The 19,645-nt window shown below is 64.6% G+C and carries 16 protein-coding genes; 9 read left to right on the top strand and 7 right to left on the bottom strand.

Annotation, left to right across the window (positions count from 1 at the left end; all coding sequences use genetic code 11):
* Position 1: 1 nt before the first annotated feature.
* Positions 2-2,086 (bottom strand): hydantoinase/oxoprolinase family protein, encoded by a 2,085-nt coding sequence (locus LB533_RS03765; RefSeq protein WP_224676696.1) that lies wholly within the window; start codon positions 2,084-2,086, stop codon positions 2-4.
* 222 nt (positions 2,087-2,308) lie between these two features.
* Here LB533_RS03765 and LB533_RS03760 point away from each other — a divergent pair, with 222 nt between their 5' ends.
* The 5 genes from LB533_RS03760 to LB533_RS03740 all read left to right on the top strand — a co-directional run bounded on the left by LB533_RS03760 (position 2,309) and on the right by LB533_RS03740 (position 8,848).
* Positions 2,309-3,136: a ferredoxin--NADP reductase gene (locus tag LB533_RS03760; protein WP_140514230.1), complete on the top strand. Its 828-nt coding sequence runs from the start codon at positions 2,309-2,311 to the stop codon at positions 3,134-3,136.
* A gap of 208 nt (positions 3,137-3,344) precedes the next feature.
* Positions 3,345-4,385 (top strand): deoxyribose-phosphate aldolase, encoded by a 1,041-nt coding sequence (deoC, locus tag LB533_RS03755; RefSeq protein ID WP_224676695.1) that lies wholly within the window; start codon positions 3,345-3,347, stop codon positions 4,383-4,385.
* Positions 4,386-4,473: 88 nt separating this feature from the next.
* Positions 4,474-6,846: an aldehyde dehydrogenase family protein gene (locus tag LB533_RS03750; protein WP_224676694.1), complete on the top strand. Its 2,373-nt coding sequence runs from the start codon at positions 4,474-4,476 to the stop codon at positions 6,844-6,846.
* A gap of 256 nt (positions 6,847-7,102) precedes the next feature.
* Complete coding sequence (locus LB533_RS03745; protein ID WP_224676693.1) at positions 7,103-7,834, top strand: SDR family oxidoreductase; 732 nt, start codon at positions 7,103-7,105, stop codon at positions 7,832-7,834.
* Positions 7,835-8,002: 168 nt separating this feature from the next.
* Positions 8,003-8,848 (top strand): fumarylacetoacetate hydrolase family protein, encoded by an 846-nt coding sequence (locus tag LB533_RS03740; RefSeq protein WP_140639361.1) that lies wholly within the window; start codon positions 8,003-8,005, stop codon positions 8,846-8,848.
* A 52-nt stretch (positions 8,849-8,900) separates the two neighbouring features.
* On the opposite strand, the gene LB533_RS03735 is transcribed toward LB533_RS03740, so the two are convergent.
* The 6 genes from LB533_RS03735 to LB533_RS03710 all read right to left on the bottom strand — a co-directional run bounded on the left by LB533_RS03735 (position 8,901) and on the right by LB533_RS03710 (position 15,555).
* A complete protein-coding gene (locus LB533_RS03735) occupies positions 8,901-9,899 on the bottom strand; it encodes an ABC transporter ATP-binding protein (RefSeq protein ID WP_140639362.1) in 999 nt (332 codons plus the stop codon).
* A gap of 226 nt (positions 9,900-10,125) precedes the next feature.
* A complete protein-coding gene (locus LB533_RS03730; protein WP_140639363.1) occupies positions 10,126-11,187 on the bottom strand; it encodes a Gfo/Idh/MocA family protein in 1,062 nt (353 codons plus the stop codon).
* 70 nt (positions 11,188-11,257) lie between these two features.
* A complete protein-coding gene (locus LB533_RS03725) occupies positions 11,258-12,097 on the bottom strand; it encodes a carbohydrate ABC transporter permease (RefSeq protein ID WP_140639364.1) in 840 nt (279 codons plus the stop codon).
* A 10-nt stretch (positions 12,098-12,107) separates the two neighbouring features.
* Positions 12,108-13,037 carry a carbohydrate ABC transporter permease gene (locus LB533_RS03720; RefSeq protein WP_224676692.1) on the bottom strand — a complete coding sequence of 310 codons (930 nt, stop codon included), beginning with the start codon at positions 13,035-13,037 and terminating at the stop codon, positions 12,108-12,110.
* A 190-nt stretch (positions 13,038-13,227) separates the two neighbouring features.
* On the bottom strand, positions 13,228-14,487 hold the full coding sequence (locus tag LB533_RS03715) for an ABC transporter substrate-binding protein (RefSeq protein ID WP_140491603.1): 1,260 nt from the start codon (positions 14,485-14,487) through the stop codon (positions 13,228-13,230).
* Between the two features lie 117 nt (positions 14,488-14,604).
* Entirely contained in the window at positions 14,605-15,555 is a 951-nt protein-coding gene (locus LB533_RS03710; RefSeq protein ID WP_224676691.1) for an N-acetylmuramic acid 6-phosphate etherase, read from the bottom strand.
* A gap of 199 nt (positions 15,556-15,754) precedes the next feature.
* Between LB533_RS03710 and LB533_RS03705 the strand changes: the two genes are divergently transcribed.
* From LB533_RS03705 to nagA, 4 genes are read left to right on the top strand one after another with little or no spacing between them, the layout of a single operon-like run.
* The gene (locus tag LB533_RS03705; RefSeq protein ID WP_224676690.1) at positions 15,755-16,633 is read left to right on the top strand and encodes a BadF/BadG/BcrA/BcrD ATPase family protein; all 879 of its coding nucleotides are present in this window, start codon (positions 15,755-15,757) and stop codon (positions 16,631-16,633) included.
* Complete coding sequence (locus LB533_RS03700; RefSeq protein ID WP_140639369.1) at positions 16,630-17,412, top strand: GntR family transcriptional regulator; 783 nt, start codon at positions 16,630-16,632, stop codon at positions 17,410-17,412. The genes LB533_RS03705 and LB533_RS03700 overlap by 4 nt, the downstream gene beginning before the upstream one ends.
* On the top strand, positions 17,409-18,461 hold the full coding sequence (locus LB533_RS03695) for an SIS domain-containing protein (protein WP_224676689.1): 1,053 nt from the start codon (positions 17,409-17,411) through the stop codon (positions 18,459-18,461). Before LB533_RS03700 ends, LB533_RS03695 begins: the two co-directional genes overlap by 4 nt.
* Complete coding sequence (nagA, locus tag LB533_RS03690) at positions 18,458-19,636, top strand: N-acetylglucosamine-6-phosphate deacetylase (protein ID WP_224676688.1); 1,179 nt, start codon at positions 18,458-18,460, stop codon at positions 19,634-19,636. Before LB533_RS03695 ends, nagA begins: the two co-directional genes overlap by 4 nt.
* Positions 19,637-19,645 lie beyond the last annotated feature (9 nt).

The following is a 19,645-nucleotide window of genomic DNA, read 5'->3' as shown; positions in this document are numbered from 1 at the left end:
CTCAGGCCTCGCCGATGTCGATGATGATGTTGCCGTCGGCGTCCGAGCGGGCGCGGTCGCCGGGTTCGAGCACCGTGGTAGCGTCCATCTGTTCGAGGATCGCGGGCCCTTCGATGATCACATCGAGCGGCAGTTCTTCGCGTGCGTATACGGGCGTGTCATGCCAGCGCCCGCTGTACCAGACCGGCCGGATCTCGCGCCGGGCCTCGTCGAGCGTCTTTGCCCGCCCGGCGGGGTCGATCAGCCGCGACAGATCGATCGCCGGCCTGACACCCGTCACCGAGGTGTTCAAGTTGACCAGATTGGCGCGGATTTCCGGCAGCTCGACCTTGAAGCGCGCGAAATAGGCCTTTTCGAACAGCGCCTGCAGCTGCTGCCGGGTCACCGACGAGGACGGCAGCGGCACGTTGATGATGTGGGTCTGGCCGACGAACTGCATGTCGGCGGAATGGGTGACGCGGATGACCTCCGGTTTCACGGCCTCCTTGGCGATCAGCTCCTCGCCTTCGTTTCGATGCCGTTCCAATACCTGATGGAGGCGGCTTTCATCAAAAACGCCTACCGGCTGGTTGATGGTGTTGACGAAATCGTGGCGCAGGTCCGCGACAACGCAGCCGAGCGCGTTGGTGATGCCCGGCCGGGCCGGCACCAGCACCCGGGGCAGTCCGAGTTCGCGTGCCAAAGCGGTGGCGTGCAGCGGGCCGGCGCCGCCGAAGGCGAACAGCGCGAAATCGCGCGGATCATGGCCGCGCGACACCGACACCATGCGGATGGCGCCGGCCATCTTCATGTTGCCGAGCCTGAGCACCGCGCCGGCTGCTTCGACGCCGGACAGGCCGGTCGCCTTGCCGATCCTGTCGGCAAAAATGCCGGTGACGCGCTCTGATGTGACCGGATTGTCGACGGCAAGCAGCTTCTTCGGCGCCAGCCGGCCGAGCACCAGATTGGCGTCGGTGATGGTCGGCTCCAGGCCGCCGCGGCCGTAGCAGATCGGGCCGGGGTTGGCGCCGGCACTTTCCGGGCCGATCTGGATCAGGCCGGCCGCGTCGACGCGCGCGATCGAGCCGCCGCCGGCCCCGACCGTGTGCACCGCCACCATCGGCACATGGATGGGCATGGCGTATTCGATCTCGATCTCGTTCGAAACCGCCGGTTCGGCGTTGCGGATCAGCGCCACGTCGGTCGAGGTGCCACCCATGTCGTAGGTGACGAGGTTTTCGAAGCCGGCGCGCTTGCCCGTATAGGCGGCGGCGATGACGCCCGAGGCCGGGCCGGACATCACGGTCTTGGCCGATTCACGTGTGACGAAGCGGGCCGATATCATGCCGCCATTGCCGTTCATGATCAGGAAATCGCGGGCATAGCCTTTGCCGGCAAGTTCCTTGCGCAGCCGCTCGATATAACGCTCAAGGATCGGCTGCACCGAAGCGTTGACCGAGGCGGTGACGCCGCGCTCGAACTCGCGCGCTTCCGACAGCAGCGCATGACCCGTGGTGATGTAGCCGTTCGGCCAGAGTTCGGCGGCGATCTCGGCGGCGCGCCGCTCGTGCGAAGGGTTGGCGTAGGAATGCAGGAAATGGATGACGAGGGATTCGCAGCCGGCATCGATCAGAGTTTTCACCGCCTCGCGCATTTCGGCCTCGTCGAGCGGCGTGCGGATGGCGCCCGTCGCTTCGACGCGCTCCGACACTTCGAGCCTGAGATTGCGCGGGATGATCGGCACGAAGGTGCCGGTCATGCCGTAGGCCTGCGGCCGCGTGCGCCGGCCGAGCTCGATCACATCGCGGAAGCCGCGCGTGGTGATCATGCCGGTCCTCGCCAGCCGGCGCTCCAGCACCGCGTTGGTCGTGGTGGTCGTGCCGTGCACGATGAGATCGATGCCGTCGATGGGAAAACCCGTGCCGCCAAGCGCCGACACGACGCCGAAAGCCTGGTTGTCGACCGTGGTCGGCGTCTTTGCGATATGCACCTTGCCACTGTGCCTGCCGTCGATCAGAAGCAGGTCGGTGAAGGTTCCGCCGACATCGATGCCGGCGACGACACTGCCCAGGGAATCCGGCTGCTGCACCGAAAAATTCTCTTTCATTGTCGAAACCCGAAATGCTGAGACTACGGATATGTCACAGTTTGGAAAGGTGTTTTACGGCGGCATCTTGACGCAAATATCGTTTGTATACTAATAAATTCCGGACACAAGAGCTTACCGCTTTGGAGTGTGCGAGCAGCATGCCGGGACCTGAACGGTTCGGGCGCGCAGGAATAAAGTTTGGCGCCCGCGTCCGTGAGTTGGGCCAGAAGGTTGGATTTGATGAACACCACATCCGCGTTCAACACCGCCGGCGCCCGCCCGCTGCAATTTCCGATTCCGGCCAATGTCTATGCCGAAACCGTGGTCTCGGTGAAGCACTACACCGACCGGTTGTTCTCGTTCCGCATCACCCGTCCGCAGTCGCTGCGCTTCCGTTCCGGCGAATTCGTCATGATCGGCCTGCCCAATGCCGAGAAGCCGGTGTTCCGCGCCTATTCCGTGGCAAGCCCGGCCTGGGACGAAGAGCTGGAATTCTTTTCCATCAAGGTGCCGGACGGCCCGCTGACCTCGGAGCTGCAGAAGATCCAGGTCGGCGACACCGTCATCATGCGCCAGAAGTCGACCGGCACGCTGGTGGTCGACGCGCTGACGCCGGCGAAGCGACTGTTCATGATCTCCACCGGCACCGGCATCGCGCCCTTCGCCAGCCTGCTGCGCGACCCTGACACTTATGAAAAATTCGAACAGCTGATCCTGACCCACACCTGCCGCGACAATGCCGAGCTGACCTATGGCCAGGAACTGGTGGCGGCGCTCGAAAGCGACCCGCTGATCGGCGAACTGACCGGCGGCCGTGTTACGCTTTACAACTCCACCACCCGCGAGGAGTCGGCGCGCATGGGTCGCATCACCGCGCTCATCGGCTCCGGCAAATTCTACGCCGACCTCGGCATAGAGAAGCTCAATCCCGAGACCGACCGCATCATGATCTGCGGCTCGATGCATATGCTCAAGGATGTCAAGGAAATGGCCGAGAGCCTCGGTTTCCAGGAAGGCTCGCTCAGCCATCCCTCGACTTTTGTCGTCGAGCGCGCCTTCGTCGGCTGAGGCCTGCTCTCCCCAACGATCGAGCTTTTGACCTTCTGGTCAAAAATTAGCTGCTTTCGCGGCCTTTTTCCGCTATCCCTCGCTTGAGGACTCGTGAAGCGCGGCTTCGCGAGCTATCTTCGTGCGTGTCGCCCCAAAGTGCCCAACGGTTTTGGGAAGACGACATGCACCAAGACATAAGCGCAGTCGCTGAGTGAAAGGGCAGGAGATGAGCAGCACAATCCGCGAGGCCGAGGCCAAGGTGATGCCGCTGCCGGCGCGCGCCGCCGCCAACACGCCCGTGCCGCTGGACCACCGCATCGCGCGCAACCCGGGCATGAAGCTCGACCTCGGCTTCCTGGAATCGGTGCGCAGCGTCAATCGCTCGGCGCTGGAACGGCGCGTCGCCAGCCTGACCAAGCGGCGCTCGATCAAGGCCGACAACCAGGCGGCCTGGCTGCTGCGGGCGATAGCCTGCATGGACCTGACGACGCTGAACTCCAACGACACGGAAGAGCGCGTGCGCCGGCTTTGCGCCAAGGCGATCAACCCGCTGCGCCGCGACATCGCCGAGGGCCTGGGCATTGCTGATGAAACCATCCGCCCGGCCGCCGTCTGCGTCTACCATCCCTTCGTCGCCACCGCGGTCGACGCCGTGCGCGGCACCGGCATCCATGTCGCCGCCGTCTCCACCGCCTTCCCGCATGGTCTTGCGCCGCTGTCGACCCGCCTCCAGGAGATCGAGGCCTCGGTGCGCGACGGCGCCGACGAGATCGACGTCGTCATCCCGCGCGGCCTGGTGTTCGGGGCCAAATGGCGGGAGCTCTACAACGAGATCGTCTCGATGCGCGCCGCCTGCGGCGATGCGCATCTGAAGGTCATTCTCGGCACCGGCGACCTCGCCACGCTGCGCAACGTGATGCTGGCCTCTATGGTGGCGATGATGGCGGGCGCCGATTTCGTCAAGACCTCGACCGGCAAGGAAAGCGTCAACGCCACGTTACCCGTCGGCCTTGCCATGGTGCGCGCCATCAGGGCCTATTTCGAGGAGACCGGCTATCTCATCGGCTTCAAGCCGGCCGGCGGCATTTCCACCGCCAAGGTGTCGCTCGACTGGCTGGTGCTGATGAAGGAAGAACTCGGCCGGCCATGGCTGGAACCGGAGCTGTTCCGCTTCGGCGCCTCGAGCCTGCTGACAGACATCGAGCGGCAGCTCGAGCATCACCTGACCGGGCACTATTCGGCCAATCATCGCCACGCGATGGCTTGAGCCAATCTCCCCCTTGTGGGGGAGATGTCCGGCAGGACAGAGGGGGGCGCGACAGAGCGCCTGCCGAGGCAATTATCTGGAGGGCCCCATGAATATCCTCGAACGCTATCACGCCATGGATTACGGCCCGGCGCCGGAAGCCCGCAACGAGGCCGACGCCTGGCTTGCCGCGCGCGATTTTTCCAAGGCATTGTTCTTCGACGGCACCTGGAAGGCGGCTGGCGGCGGCAAGACCTTCGAGACCAGCGAGCCTTCATCCGGCAAGTTGCTGGCCAAGGTCTCGGATGCCGGCGCCGCCGACATCGACGCGGCGGTCGCGGCGGCCACCAAAGCGCTGCCGAAATGGTCGGCATCCTCGGGCTATACCAGGGCCAAAGTGCTCTACGCCATCGGCCGCGCCATGCAGCGCCACCAGCGCCTGTTCGCGGTGCTTGAGACAATCGACAATGGCAAGCCGATCCGCGAAAGCCGCGACATCGATGTGCCATTGGCGATCCGCCACTTCATCCATCACGCCGGCTGGGCGCAGGCGCTGGACAAGGATTTCCCCGGCTACAAGGGCGTCGGCGTCGTCGGCCAGATCATCCCTTGGAACTTTCCGCTGCTGATGCTGGCCTGGAAGATCGCGCCCGCGCTTGCCGCAGGCTGCACGGTGGTGCTGAAGCCAGCCGAGTTCACGCCGCTGACAGCAATCCTGTTCGCCGAAATCTGCGAACGCGCCGGCGTGCCGAAAGGCGTCGTCAACATCGTGCAGGGCGGCCCGGAAGCGGGCGCGGCCATCGTCAACCATCCCGGTATCCAGAAGATCGCCTTCACCGGTTCTTCCGAAGTCGGCAAGATCATCCGCAAGGCTACCGCCGGCTCGGGCAAGAAGCTGTCGCTGGAGCTTGGCGGCAAGTCGGCCTTCATCGTGTTCGAGGATGCCGATCTCGACAGCGCCGTCGAAGGTCTGGTCGACGGCATCTGGTTCAACCAGGGACAGGTCTGCTGCGCCGGTTCGCGGCTGCTGGTGCAGGAAGGCATCGCCGAGGCCTTCATCGCCAAGGTCAAGGTCAGGATGAGCCGGCTGCGCGTCGGCAGCCCACTGGACAAGAACACCGATATCGGCCCGCTGGTCGATCTGACGCAGCTCGATCGCGTCAAGCGCCTGCTCGCCGAGGGCGCAAAACAGGGGGCGGTCTGCTGGCAGCCGGATGCGGCGCTGCCTTCATCCGGCTATTACCATCTGCCGACCCTCGCTACCGGCGTTTCGCCGGCCAATATTCTCACTCAGGAAGAAGTGTTCGGCCCCGTTCTGGCGACCATGACGTTCCGCAACACCGAGGAAGCGATCGAGCTCGCCAACAACACCCGCTATGGCCTTGCCGCTTCGGTGTGGAGCGAAAACGTCAATCTTGCCTTGCACGTCGCGCCGCAATTGAAAGCGGGTGTCGTCTGGGTCAACGGCACCAACATGTTCGACGCCGCCTGCGGCTTTGGCGGCTACCGCGAGAGCGGTTTCGGCCGCGAGGGCGGGCGCGAAGGCATGTTCGAATATCTCACGGCAAAGCTGCCGCTTGGCCCGGTCATCAAGCCGGCGGCAGCCTCGACACAACCGGTCGAGCAGGCGGACGGCACGGCCATCGACCGCACGGCAAAACTGTTCATCCGCGGCAAGCAAGTCCGGCCGGACGGCAACTACTCGCTGGCGGTTGTCACCGCCAAGGGCAAGCTTGCCGGCGAAGTCGGCTTGGGCAACCGCAAGGATATACGCGATGCCGTCTCCGCGGCGCGGGCCTGCAAGAGCTGGCCGGAAGCGACCGCCTACAACCGCTCACAGGTGCTCTACTATCTGGCGGAAAACCTCTCCGGCCGGGCGGAGGAGTTCGCCGCCCGTCTCGTCCAGCTCACGGGCGCGACCGCCAAGGCGGCACGCGAGGAGGTCGACCAGTCAATCCAGCGCTTGTTCCTCTATGCCGGACTAGCCGACAAGTTCGAGGGCCGCGTGCACCAGCCGCCGGCACGGGCCGTGACGCTGGCATTGCATGAGCCGGTTGGCGTCGTCGGCATCGTCGCGCCCGACAATCAGCCGCTGCTCGGGTTCATCTCACTGGTCGCGCCGGCGCTGGCGATGGGCAACACGGTGGTCGCGGTGCCTTCGGAGCGCCATCCGCTGCTCGCCACCGATCTCTATCAGGTCCTCGAATATTCCGACGTTCCGGCCGGCGCCATCAACATCGTCACCGGCCGCACTGCGGAGCTTGCCGGCGTGCTGGCCAAGCATGACGATGTCGACGGGCTCTGGCTGTTCGCCGATGCCGAGACATGCGCCAAGGCGGAGGCCGAGTCCGTCGGCAACCTCAAACGTATATGGAGCGGCAATGGCCGTAGCCTCGACTGGGCCTCGGAAGAAGCCGCTGGCGATGCTTTGCTGCGCCGCGCCGTCGAGGTGAAGAATGTCTGGGTGCCCTACGGCGACTAAGCCGCCGTTGAGACGGACCGGGCAACGGCAGCAACAAGCTCGAGGATGGCCGGCCCGCCTGGGCCGATTCCGGCGCTGCCGGCCTGCTGTCACAATGGAGATCCGGTTCGGGCTTGACGCTAGGACTTATGTTCTTTAACGAGAAAAAACATCTTTATCTGTGAACTGACAGAGCAGGCCACATCATGGCCTGTGACTGGCACATGACGCCTTCGCAGGCCGCCGATAAAGGCAGTTAACCCAGGAGGAGAACAGCATGGCGGATCTGGCAGGCAAGGTCGTCGTCATCACGGCAGCGGGGCAAGGCATCGGCAAGGCAAGCGCGCTGGCCTTCGCCAAGGCAGGTGCCGTGGTCCACGCCACCGACATCAACGAGACGCTGCTGGCGGAACTCGCCAAGACGGCGGGAATCAAGACCTGCAAGGTCGACGTGCTCAATGACGAGGCGGTCAACACCGCCTTCGCCGGCATCGGCCGCGTCGACGTGCTGTTCAACTGCGCCGGTTTCGTCCACTCCGGCTCGATCCTGGAGATGAAGGACAGCGATCTCGATTTCGCTCTCAACCTCAACGTCCGAGCCATGATCCGCACCATCCGCGCCGTGCTGCCCGGCATGCTGGAGCGCGGCGACGGGTCGATCATCAATATGGCCTCGCTGGCGAGCTCGCAGAAGGGCGTGCCGAACCGTTTCGCCTATGGCGTCACCAAGGCTGCGGTGATCGGCCTGACCAAGGCAATCGCAGCCGATTATGTCGGCAAGGGCATACGCTGCAACGCCATCTGCCCCGGTACGGTCGAAAGCCCGTCGCTGCAGGATCGCATGCATGCGCAGGGTGATTATGAAGCGGCTCGCGCCGCCTTCATCGCGCGCCAGCCGATGGGCCGGCTCGGCATGCCGGAGGAAATCGCCGATCTGGCCGTCTACCTGGCCGGCGCCACCTACACATCCGGGCAGGCCTACAACATCGATGGTGGCTGGTCGATCTGACCGGATCGAGGAGTCTGAAAATCCCGCTCACCGGCTATCACGATAGGATCTCCGCGCTTGCCCTGTATCAGGCCGATGGTACGGTCCGCCGGCTTCCTCAAAAGAGCCATTCGTTTCGGTGAAGAGTTTGCAAAAGGCCGCGAGGCCGCAACCAGGAGAAGGGTTTAAATGAAACTGCTGCGCTATGGCGAGGTGGGGAGCGAACGTCCCGGCCTGCTCGATGCGGATGGAACGATCCGCGATCTCTCCGCCCATGTCGCCGACATTGCCGGCACCACGCTTCATCCGGCCTCGCTGGAGATGCTGTCCAAGCTCGACGCGAAGTCGCTGCCGGTGGTTTCCGGCAAGCCACGGCTCGGCGCCTGCGTTGCCGGCACCGGCAAGTTCATCTGCATCGGCCTCAACTATTCCGATCACGCCGCCGAGACCGGGGCCACCGTGCCGCCGGAGCCGATCATCTTCATGAAGGCCAGCTCGGCCATCGTCGGACCGGACGATGACGTGCTGATCCCGCGCGGCTCGGAGAAGACCGACTGGGAGGTCGAGCTCGGCGTGGTCATCGGCAAAACGGCAAAATATGTCAGCCAGGCCGATGCGCTCGATTATGTCGCCGGCTACTGCGTCGCGCACGATGTCTCCGAGCGCGCCTTCCAGGCCGAGCGCCAGGGCCAGTGGACCAAGGGCAAGAGCTGCGACACGTTCGGCCCGACCGGCCCGTGGCTGGTGACCAAGGACGAAGTAGCAGACCCGCAGAACCTGAAGATGTGGCTGACCGTCAACGGCAAGACCATGCAGAACGGCTCGACCAAGACCATGGTCTACGGTGTCGCCTATCTCGTGTCCTATCTCAGCCAGTTCATGTCGCTGCATCCGGGTGACATAATTTCGACAGGCACGCCGCCCGGTGTCGGCTTGGGCATGAAGCCGCCGGTGTTCCTGAAGGCTGGCGACGTGGTGGAGCTGGGCATCGAAGGGCTCGGCCAGCAGAAGCAGACGTTCAAGGCGGACGAGTAGTACCGGCTTTCTTCCTTCTCCCCTTGTGGGAGAAGGAAGACCAGTCGCCAGCTTACTTCAGCACCTTCCCGTCCGCCCCAAACCGGTAGGTCCTCGCCGGATCCGGCGTCGCGTAGAGCGTCGCGCCGGGCTCGGCGTCATAAACACCGAAAATGCGCACGGTGATCAGCCCGGCTTTTTCGCAGTCGAGGTAGAGATTGGTGTCGGCGCCGAGGTGCTCGGCATGCACGACGGTGCCTTTCCAGGCGCCGGATTTCGGGTCAACGGTCAGATGCTCGGGCCGCACGCCGATGGTTTTGGCGGTTTCGCCGAGGCGAGCGCCGTCGATGAAGTTCATCTTCGGCGAGCCGATGAAGCCGGCCACGAACTCGTTTGCCGGCGCATTGTAGAGCTCCATCGGTCCGCCGATCTGCTCGATTTTTCCGGCATTCAGCACCACGATCTTGTCCGCCAGCGTCATCGCCTCGACCTGGTCGTGGGTGACGTAGATCATCGTCGCCTTGAGGCGGCGATGCAGCTGCGCGATTTCCAGCCGCGTGTTGACGCGCAGTGCCGCGTCGAGATTGGACAAAGGCTCGTCGAACAGGAAAAGCTTTGGCTCGCGCACCACGGCGCGGCCGATGGCGACGCGCTGGCGCTGGCCGCCGGAGAGTTCGGCGGGACGCCTTTCCAGATAGGGCTCAAGCGACAGCATGGACGAGGCGATGCCGATGCGCCGATCGATCTCGGCCGCCGGCGTGCCGGCCTGCTTGAGGCCGAGGCCCATATTGTTCTTGACCGTCAGGTGCGGATAGAGCGCATAGGTCTGGAACACCATGGCGATGCCGCGCTTGGCCGGCGGCGTGGCCGAGACATCCGCGCCATCGATGACCACCCGGCCCGAGGTCGAATCCTCCAGCCCCGCGATCACCCTCAGCAAAGTCGACTTGCCGCAGCCCGACGGGCCGACGAAGACGACGAATTCGCCATCCGTCACTTCGAGGTCGATGCCCTTCAGCACCTCGACCGGGCCGAAGGCCTTTTTGACATTCTCGATCTTCAGCGAGCCCACGGCAGTCCTCCAAATTGATGAGTGGGCGCCAGGGCACCCCCCTCTGGCCTGCCGGCCATCTCCCCCTCAAGGGGGGAGATTGGCAGCTTCAACCAAGGTACTCTTCTTGCAATGTCGGTGATTGGCGAAGATGGACGGGACAGATGATCTCCCCCCTTGAGAGGGAGATGTCCGGCAGGCCAGAGGGGAGTGCCGTAGCGCGCAGCCCCTGATGAGATATCACCCTTCAAAGCCGCACCGCCTTCCCGCTGCGCACGCTCTCGTCGGCGGCAAGGCAGACGGCGAGCGATTTCACTGCGTCCTCCATATGGCGGGTGAGATCGATATCCTCGCGGATCGCCTTGAGGACAAAAGCTTGTTCGAGATCGCAGAGATCCTGGTGGCCGGGTTCGCCTTCCATCGACAGCATCTCGTCCGGCTTGGCGAACTTGCCATCCGCGCCGGTCTCGGCACTGTGCAGGCGGATGGTCGACGTCTTGGTGTGAGTGTCGATGTCGTCGGACTTAACGCCCTCCTTCATGACGATCGACACGCAGCCCTTCGGCGAGATGACATCTTTGACGAAGAAAGCGGTTTCCGAAATCATCGGACCCCAGCCGGCCTCGTACCAGCCGACCGAGCCGTCATCAAACAGCACCTGGAGGTGGCCGTAATTGTACATCGTGGGCGCGACCTCGTCGGTCAGCCGCACGCCCATGCCGCGCACCTCGACCGGTCTGGCGTCGGTGATCTGCAGCATGACGTCGAGATAATGCACGCCGCAGTCGACGATCGGCGAGGTCGTGCGCATCAATTGCTTGTGCGTCTCCCAGGTATGGCCGGAGGACTGCTGGTTGAGGTTCATGCGGAAGACATAAGGGCCGCCGAGCTTGCGCGCCTCGGCGATCAGCCTGATCCAGGACGGATGGTGGCGCAGTATATAGCCGATCACCAGTTTCCTGCCATTGGCCTTGGCGGCCGCGACGACGCGCCTGGCGTCGGCGACCGTCGTTGCCAGGGGCTTTTCGACGAAGACATGGCAGCCGGCCTCGAACGCCCTCACCGCATAGTCGGCGTGGCTGTCGGAATAGGTGGCGATGCAGGCGACATCGGGCTTTTCGTCGCGCAGCGCATCGTCGAAGGAGCGCCTGATGCCATAGCCGGACAATCGTTCCGGCAGCGGCACGTCGGAACGGTTGATCAGCGCCGCGATCTGAAAACCCGGATTGGTGTGATAGGCCAGCGCATGGCTGCGGCCCATATTGCCGAGGCCGGCGACGACGACGCGAAGGGGCGATTCAGAGTTCACCGAGTTGCTCCAGATATTGCAGTTGTTCTTGAGAGGGTGAGGGCTCTGACAGATATTTGTCGGTCTCCGCTCACTTGACGGCTCCTGACGTGATGCCTCGGATCAGCTGCCGCGAGAAGATGACGTAGAGGATCAGCACCGGCATGATCGCCAGCGAGAGCGCGGCCAGGATGGCGTTCCAGTTGGTGACGAACTGGCCAAGGAAGAGCTGCGCGCCGAGCGTCACCGTCTTGGTCTCTTCCGACGGCGCCAGGATCAGCGGGAACCACAGATCGTTCCAGATCGGGATCATGGTGAAGACGGCGACCGTCGCCATCGATGGCCGCACCAGCGGCAGCACCAGCCGGAAGAAGATGGTGTATTCCGACAGGCCGTCGATGCGGCCGGCGTTCTTCAGGTCGTCGGACACCTGTTTCATGAATTCCGAAAGGATGAAGACGGCCAGCGGCAGGCCTTGCGCGGTGTAGACCAGGATCAGCGCCGTCAGCGTGTTGACCAGCCCGCTCGCCACCATCAATTGCAGGATGGCGACGGTGGCCAGCCGGATCGGGATCATGATGCCCAGCGCCAGATAGAGGCCCATCAGCGTATTGCCGCGAAAGCGGTATTCCGACAGCGCAAAGGCAGCCATGGCGCCGAACAGCAACACGAAGAACAGCGAGGCGACGGTGACGACGAGGCTGTTCTGGAAGTAGTGGATGAAGTCGCCCTGGCCGATCACCGTGGTGTAGCCGATCAGGTCGAAGGTCTTTGGCGTCGGCGGCGTCAAAGGCGCGCCGAAAATGCCGGCGCGGGATTTGAACGAATTCATGATGACAAGGATCACCGGGAACAGCGCGATCGCCGTGTAGGTCAACAGGACCGCATGGGCGCCGATGGCGCGGGGCAGCGAACGGGTGGCAGTGCTCATCTCTCGCCCCTCAGAACTGGTAGCGACGCAGGCGCGTCTGGATGAGGAAGAGGTAGACGCAGACACCGCCGAGGATGATCAGGAACATGATCGTGGCGATGGTGGCGCCCATATTGGGATCGCCGACCTGCAGCTGGAAGCCGAAGAAGGCGCGATAGAGGAAGGTGCCGAGAATGTCGGTCGAATAGTTCGGCCCGGCGAGCGCGCCCTGCGCGGTGTAGATCAGGTCGAAGGCGTTGAAATTGCCGACGAAGGTGAGGATCGAGATGATGCCGATCGAGGGCAGGATCAGCGGCAGCTTGATCTTCCAGAACTGCGACAGGCCGGTGATGCCATCGCATTCGGCCGCCTCGATCACCTCGTCGGGGATCGACAGCAGCGCGGCGTAGATCAGCATCATCGGAATGCCGACGAACTGCCACACAGAGACCAGGCTAAGCGCGGTCAGCGCGTACTGCTCCTTGCCGAGCCACGGCGTGAACAGGCTTTTGAGGCCGACCATGTCCATCATATGCGGCGCCACGCCCCACAGCGGCGACAGGATCAGCTTCCAGGCGAAGCCGACGATGACGAAGGACAGGATGGTCGGCACGAAGATCGCCGTGCGGTAGAAGGCCGAAAAGCGCAGCCTGGGGCTGGACAGAAGTGCGGCCAGCAGCACGCCGATCGGGTTCTGCACCAGCATGTGGATGATGAAGAACCAGACATTGTTGCGCAGCGCATTCCAGAAATTCACCGACCAGTTGGGATCGCCGAACAGAGTGCGGAAATTGTCCAGGCCGACGAAGACCTGGGATTGCTCGATGTTGCGGAACAGCGACAGCTGCAAAGTGCCGGCGAGCGGCAGGATCATGATCGCCGTGTAGACGAGCACGGCCGGCGCCAGAAAGACGGCGATATGCCAGCGGAACGGTCGTTTCGGTCGTGTTTGTGCGGCCATGAGTTCGGTCCCCGCCGATCAAGGTCTGGGTAACATGCTTCCGACGTCAGCGCTGCCCCTCACCCTCTCCCCGTCACTATCCGGGGAGAAGGTGCCGGCAGGCGGATGAGGGGCGGCGCCGTCGTTCGCAGTCGATGCTATCGAAAAGCAGGGGCGGCCACTTGGACCGGCCCTGCCCGTCGCCTGGCGCTTACTTCGCCGGCTTGTACCAGCTGTCGAGGCCGTCCTGCAGCTTCTTGGCAGCGGCTTCCGGCGTATCGGTGCCGTTGATGACATTGGCCGATTCGACCCAGGTCTCGTTCTCGAGGTTCGGCGTGCCGCGCGACAGGATCTGGTAGGTCGAGCGGATCGTCGACTTGCACTTGCCGCGCCAGGAGACGAACTCCTGCGCCAGCGGGTCTTCCATCTTCACCGGCGAGGAGTTCAGGCTGAAGAAGCCCGGCAGCGCGTTGGCGTAGATGGTGGCGAAATCCGGCGAGGCCACCCAGGACAGGAAGGTCTTGGCCGCGTCCGCATGCTTGGAGCCCGCGTTCAGGCCCATGCCGATGTCGGTATGGTCGGAGATGTAGCAGGTATCGCCCGCCTTCTCGACCGGCGGCGGGAAGGCGCCCATCTTGAACTGGGCCTGGGTGTTGAACAGGCCGATTTCCCACGAGCCGGCCGGGTAGATGGCGGCGCGGCCGAGCGTGAACAGGTTCTGGCTGTCCGGATAGGTCTGCGCCTCGAAACCGTCACCGAGATAGGGCTTCCACTTGGCCAGTTCCTCATAGGGCGCCACCCAGTCCTTGTCGGTCAGCTTCTGCTCGCCCTTGATGAGGGCCGCACGGCCTTCCTCGCCCTTCCAGTAGTTGGGGCCGATGTTCTGGTAGCCCATGGTCGCGGCTTCCCAGAGATCCTTGGTGCCCATCGCCATCGGGATGTAGGTGCCGTCGGCCTTGATCTTGTCGAGCGCGGCGAAGAACTCGTCGCGAGTCTCCGGCACCTTGATGCCGAGCTTGTCGAAGGCGTCCTTGTTGTAGATGAAGCCATGGATGACGGACGCCATCGGCACGCAGAAGGTCGCCTTGCCGTCGTCGGTCTGCCAGGCGGACTTGGCCACCGGCGAGAAGTTGTCCATGCCCGGCAGCGAGGAGAGGTCGGCGAGATTGCCCTTCTTGAACAGCTCGAGCGACTTGTCGAACGGGCGGCAGGTGATCAGGTCGCCCGCCGAACCGGCGGCGAGCTTGGCGCCGAGAGCCGCGTCATATTCGGTCGGCGCCGAGGGCGCGAACACCACCTTGATGCCTGGGTTCTTGGCTTCAAAAGCCGGGATCAGCTTGTCCTTCCAGATGGCAAGGTCGTCGCCGCGCCAGCTTTCGATGTTGAGCGTTACGTCCTCGGCGTAAGCCACCCCGGCGGAGCCGAGAATGCTGGTGCCCAGAAGCAGTGCCGTCAGTAGTTTCGTTGTCATGCTCAGTCTCCCTGTTGACCTTTTTCAGGTTCGGTTTTGATGAGAACAGAGGCGTTGCGCCCCTTGCTCCCCTCGCAAGCCTGTTTCACCCCGATGGACACCGGGATGAAACAGGCTCTATTTCTTTGTTCGAGCATGATCTTTCCCGAAAAGCGGTCTCCACTTTTCGGGATCATGCCCCAGCGCGGAAAGGGCCGGCCGCAGCTTCTGGCCGGCCTCTTCCAGTATCTTCTGCGCCGTGTCGGCGCTGTCGGCGCCGGCGGCAAGCAGAATGGCGGTCTTGACCGCACCGCCGCTCTTTTCGAGCAGGCGGGCCGCGTCGTCGCGGCTGCCGCCGCTGATGGCCGCGACGATCCGCGCCGCGCGGTCGCGCAGCTTGCTGTTGTCGGCCACGAGATTGACCATGTAGCCGTCATGGACATGGCCGAGATGGATGGCGGCGAGCGTCGACAGCATGTTGAGGGCGATCTTCTGGGCCGTGCCGGCGCCCATGCGCGTCGAGCCGGCAATGACTTCCGGCGGCGTTTCGAGCAGGATGGCGGTTCCAGACAGACGCAGCAGAGCTGAGTCCCGGTTGTTGGCGATGCCGATGGTGGCCGCACCGCGACGGGCGGCTTCCTCGATCGCCCGCAGCGCATAGGGCGTCGTGCCACTGGCCGAGATTGCGATCAGGCAGTCGCCCTCGCCAATGCCGGCGTTGGCGACCGCCGTCGCGGCCTCCTCGGTGTCGTCTTCGGGGCCGCCGGCCAGCGTCCTGAAGGCGTCGTCGCCGCCGGCGATCAGGATGGCGATGCGGTCGCGCTGAATGCCGAAGGTGCCAGGCAGTTCCAGCGCGTCGGCAAGCGCCATCAGGCCGGAGCTGCCGGCCGCGGCGTAGGCAAGCTTGCCGCCGTTGCTCAGACAGCTCGCGATGACCCCGGCTGCCTTGGCGATGGAAGGGATGGCATCACGCACGGTCTTCGCGGCCTCGACCTGCGCGTCGGCCAGCGAAGCAAGGATGGCTTCGGGTGCCTGGATATCCAGCCCCTCGGCGTTCCTATGCAGCGCTTCGGTGCGCGTTTCGGCCATCCCAGTTCCTCCAATTCGGAAAACAATACCAAAAAAATACCACTTGTCCACACGCATTAACGAATTCGCGGTGCCGAAATCGTCGGCGCAGGCAAACGGCCAAGTTTTTCAATAAAATACCCCCTAATCTTTTTGCAGCGAAAATTAACCCTTGGCTATTGGTATTTTATTGGTATTATCGGCCCGGAGGAGAAATCACGTGAAATTCGTGCTTGGCATCGATGGCGGCGGCACCAGCTGCAGGGCGGCCCTGGCAATGGCGGACGGCACGGTCCTCGGCCGCGCCAAAAGCGGCGCCGCCAACATCCGCACCGACCTGACCGGCGCGCGATCGAACATTGTCGAGGCGGCGCGGCAAGCGTTTGTCGCCGCTGGCCAGGATCCGGACCTGATCCCGCGAACGCCGGCCATTCTCGGCCTCGCCGGCGCCAATGTCGGCACCTACCGGCAGCAGCTGGAGGCGATCCTGCCCTTCAGCACCAGCCGCGTCGAGACCGACGCCGAGATCGCGCTCGAAGGCGCCGTCGGTTCCGGTGACGGCGCCATGGCGATCCTCGGCACCGGCACCGCCTACATGGCGCGCAAGAAAGGCAAGTCGCGTGCCATCGGCGGCTGGGGCTTCCAGGTCGGCGACCAGGGCAGCGGCGCCCGCATCGGCCGCGACCTCCTCGAACAGACCCTGCTTGCTCATGACGGCGTGCGCGCGCGTTCGGCGCTGACCGACAGCATGATGGCCGTGTTTCGCGACAATCCGGAGGACGTGGTCGAATTCACCACCAATGCCAAGCCCGGCGACTTCGGCGGCTTCGCCCCCAAAGTGTTCGAACATGCCGAAAAAGGCGACGCGGTCGCCAACTGGATCCTCGACAAGGCGGTCGCCGATGTCGAGGCCTCGCTCGGCGCGCTGGAGTTGGCGGACGACGCGCCGCTCTGCCTGCTCGGCGGGCTGGCGCCGCTCTACGCGCCGCGCCTGTCGGCACGCTACCGGGCGCTGCTTCGGGAGCCGCTCGACGATGCGCTCGGCGGCGCCGTGCAGATGGCGGTCCGCCTGTTCGCGCCGAGGGGAGCGGCTCGATGAGCGACGCCGCCGACCAGATCTTCGCTACGCTCAAGCAATCCTCGCAAAGCGGTGCGCCGCTTTACCTGCAGCTCAGGAAGAGCATCGAGGATGCCGTCAACCGCGGCCTGATCGGGCCCGGCGACGCGCTGCCTTCCGAGCGCGACATCGCCATCAAGGCCGATATTTCGCGTGTCACCGTGCGCAAGGCGGTGCAGGACCTGGTCAAGGGCGGCATCCTGGTCCAGCGCCACGGCTCCGGCACCTTCGTGGCGCCGCGCATGGAGCGGGTCGAGCAGTCGCTGTCGCGACTGACCTCCTTCACCGAAGACATGGCGCGGCGCGGCATGGCGGTGCGCTCGGCCTGGCTGGACCGCGGCCTTTACGCGCCCTCGCCCGACGAGATGATGGTGCTCGGCCTTTCGTCGAACGAACTGGTGGCGCGCGTGGCGCGCCTGCGCATCGCCAACGACACGCCGCTGGCGATCGAACGCGCCTCGCTGTCGGCCAGCGTGCTGCCGGACCCCGCTGGAATTGGCTCCTCGCTCTACGCAGCCCTGGAATTGACCGGCAACAGGCCGGTGCGCGCGGTGCAGCGCATCTCGGCAGCCAATCTCGGCGACGGCGACGCGCGCCTGCTCGAAGTGCCGCCGGGCATTGCCGGCCTGCACATCGAGCGTATTTCCTATCTGGCAAGCGGCAAGGTGATCGAGTTCACCCGCTCCATCTACAGGGGCGACGCTTATGATTTCGTCGCCGAATTGCGGCTGACAGGGCCGAGCGAAGAGGGCCGACCATGACGACCGAGCCGAACAAATCGACTGAGCCGACCCATATGCGGCGCGAGATCGAGGAGATCCCGCAGGCCGTCGCCCGCCTGCTCGACGGTTCCGGCGCCGTGCTTTCCGAAGCCGGCCGCGGCATTCGCGAGCGCGATCCGCATTTCGTCGTCACCGTGGCGCGCGGCTCGTCCGACCATGCCGCTACTTTCATGAAGTACGCGGTCGAACTCACCGCTGGTCTGGCTGTGGCTTCGGTCGGCCCCTCGATCGCCTCGATCTATGGCCGCAAGCTCAGGCTCGGCGGCTCCGCGTGCCTGGCGATCTCGCAGTCGGGCAAGAGTCCCGACATCGTCGCCATGGCCGAGACCGCACGGGCAGGTGGCGCGCTGACCATCGCCGTCACCAACACCGCCGATTCACCGCTGGCGCGCGCCTCGGACCATGCGATCGACATACTGGCCGGGCCCGAGCGCAGCGTCGCGGCGACCAAGACCTTCATCAATTCCACCGTCGCCGGCCTGGCCTTGATGGCGCATTCCACCGGCGACGAAGCGCTTCTCAAGGCGCTCGCCCGCTTGCCCGAGCATTTCGGCAAGGCGATCGCCTGCGACTGGATGGGCGTGCTGGCCGAGACGATCGAGAAACAGAAATCTTTGTTCATCCTCGGCCGTGGCCCGTCTGCGGCGATGGCCAACGAGGCTGCGCTGAAGTTCAAGGAAACCTGCGGCATGCATGCCGAGGCCTACAGTGCTGCCGAAGTCATGCATGGCCCGCTGGCGCTGATCGGCCCCGATTTTCCGGTGCTGGCGCTGGCCGCGCGCGACGCGTCCGAACCGTCCGTGGCCGAAGCCGCCGACAGCCTGGCGGCCAAGGGGGCGCCGGTCTTCGTCACCTCGATGCTGGCGAACAAGGCCATACGCCTGCCGCATGTCGCCACCGGCCATCCGCTGACCGATCCGCTGACGCTGATCGTGTCCTTCTACGTGTTCGTCGAGGCGCTTGCCCGCCACCGCGGTCTCGACCCGGACACGCCGCGCAACCTTCGCAAGGTGACGGAGACCGTATGAGCGATCGTTTCGCCCTGACTGGCGCCCGTATCTTCGACGGCGACGACTGGCATGACGGTCATGCCCTCGTCGTGCGCGACGGCTTGGTCGAGGCCATCCTGCCCACCGGCGCGCTTGCTCCGGATATCCGCCGCGTCGACACCGGCGGCGGCATGCTGGCTCCGGGCTTCGTCGACATCCAGGTCAATGGCGGCGGCGGCGTCATGCTCAACGACCACCCCGATGTCGCCTCGATCGAGACCATCTGCCGGGCGCATGCGCCGTTCGGCACCACGGCGCTGCTGCCGACGCTGATCACCGATACAGCCGATATCACCGCCGGGGCGATTGCCGCCGGCGAGGCGTCGGCACTGCGGAAAGTACCGGGGTTTCTCGGGCTGCATCTGGAAGGTCCACATCTGTCGATCGCCCGCAAGGGCGCGCATGACCCGGCGCTGATCCGGTCGATGACGGACAAGGACGAGGCGATGCTGATCGCGGCGCGAGCCAAGCTCCCGGTGCTGCTCACCACGATCGCGCCCGAATCCGTCGAGGCAACCCGCGTGGTGGCCTTGGCCAAGGCCGGCATCATCGTCAGCCTCGGCCATTCCGACACCGGCTACGCCACAGCCAAAGCCTTCAGCGAGGCCGGCGCCAGCGTGGTCACGCATCTGTTCAACGCCATGAGCCAGATCGGCAACCGGGAGCCGGGACTGGCGGGCGCCGCCATCGACATCGGCGGCCTGTCCGCGGGACTGATCGCCGACGGCATCCATGTCGATCCCGCCACCATCGCAATAGCGCTCCGAGCCAAAAGGGGGCCGGGCAGGATCGTGCTGGTCACCGACGCCATGGCGACGATCGGCACCGACATGACCTCCTTCACGCTCAACGGCCGCACCATCTACCGCAGGGATGGCAGCCTGCGGCTTGCCGACGGAACGCTGGCCGGTGCGGATCTCGACATGATCTCGGCCGTGCGTTTCACCCACCGCAGCGTGGGCGTGGAGCTTTCCGAGGCCTTGCGCATGGCGTCTCTCTATCCGGCACAGACGGTCGGCCAGTCGCACCGGCTCGGGCGCTTCGCCAAGGGTACCGCCGCCGACATCGTTTCGCTTTCGGACGATCTCGACATCAAAAGTGTCTGGATCGGCGGCGACAGGGTTTTTTCGGCCGACGCCGGCGGTCAGGGGTGAAAGCCGGCC

The organism is Mesorhizobium sp. BR1-1-13 (assembly GCF_020165515.1).
Taxonomy (GTDB): Bacteria; Pseudomonadota; Alphaproteobacteria; order Rhizobiales; family Rhizobiaceae; genus Mesorhizobium.
The sequence above is the reverse complement of the archived record's forward strand: the minus strand, read 5'-3'. Positions and strand labels throughout refer to the sequence as shown.

Coding starts and splice junctions, on each gene's coding strand:
- LB533_RS03765 (WP_224676696.1), bottom strand. CDS start 2,086: ATGAAAGAGAATTTTTCGGTGCAGCAGCCGGATTCCCTGGGCAGTGTC.
- LB533_RS03740 (WP_140639361.1), top strand. CDS start 8,003: ATGAAACTGCTGCGCTATGGCGAGGTGGGGAGCGAACGTCCCGGCCTG.
- LB533_RS03725 (WP_140639364.1), bottom strand. CDS start 12,097: ATGAGCACTGCCACCCGTTCGCTGCCCCGCGCCATCGGCGCCCATGCG.
- LB533_RS03720 (WP_224676692.1), bottom strand. CDS start 13,037: ATGGCCGCACAAACACGACCGAAACGACCGTTCCGCTGGCATATCGCC.
- nagA (WP_224676688.1), top strand. CDS start 18,458: ATGAGCGATCGTTTCGCCCTGACTGGCGCCCGTATCTTCGACGGCGAC.
- LB533_RS03745 (WP_224676693.1), top strand. CDS start 7,103: ATGGCGGATCTGGCAGGCAAGGTCGTCGTCATCACGGCAGCGGGGCAA.
- LB533_RS03760 (WP_140514230.1), top strand. CDS start 2,309: ATGAACACCACATCCGCGTTCAACACCGCCGGCGCCCGCCCGCTGCAA.
- LB533_RS03750 (WP_224676694.1), top strand. CDS start 4,474: ATGAATATCCTCGAACGCTATCACGCCATGGATTACGGCCCGGCGCCG.
- LB533_RS03695 (WP_224676689.1), top strand. CDS start 17,409: ATGACGACCGAGCCGAACAAATCGACTGAGCCGACCCATATGCGGCGC.
- LB533_RS03700 (WP_140639369.1), top strand. CDS start 16,630: ATGAGCGACGCCGCCGACCAGATCTTCGCTACGCTCAAGCAATCCTCG.
- deoC (WP_224676695.1), top strand. CDS start 3,345: ATGAGCAGCACAATCCGCGAGGCCGAGGCCAAGGTGATGCCGCTGCCG.
- LB533_RS03715 (WP_140491603.1), bottom strand. CDS start 14,487: ATGACAACGAAACTACTGACGGCACTGCTTCTGGGCACCAGCATTCTC.
- LB533_RS03710 (WP_224676691.1), bottom strand. CDS start 15,555: ATGGCCGAAACGCGCACCGAAGCGCTGCATAGGAACGCCGAGGGGCTG.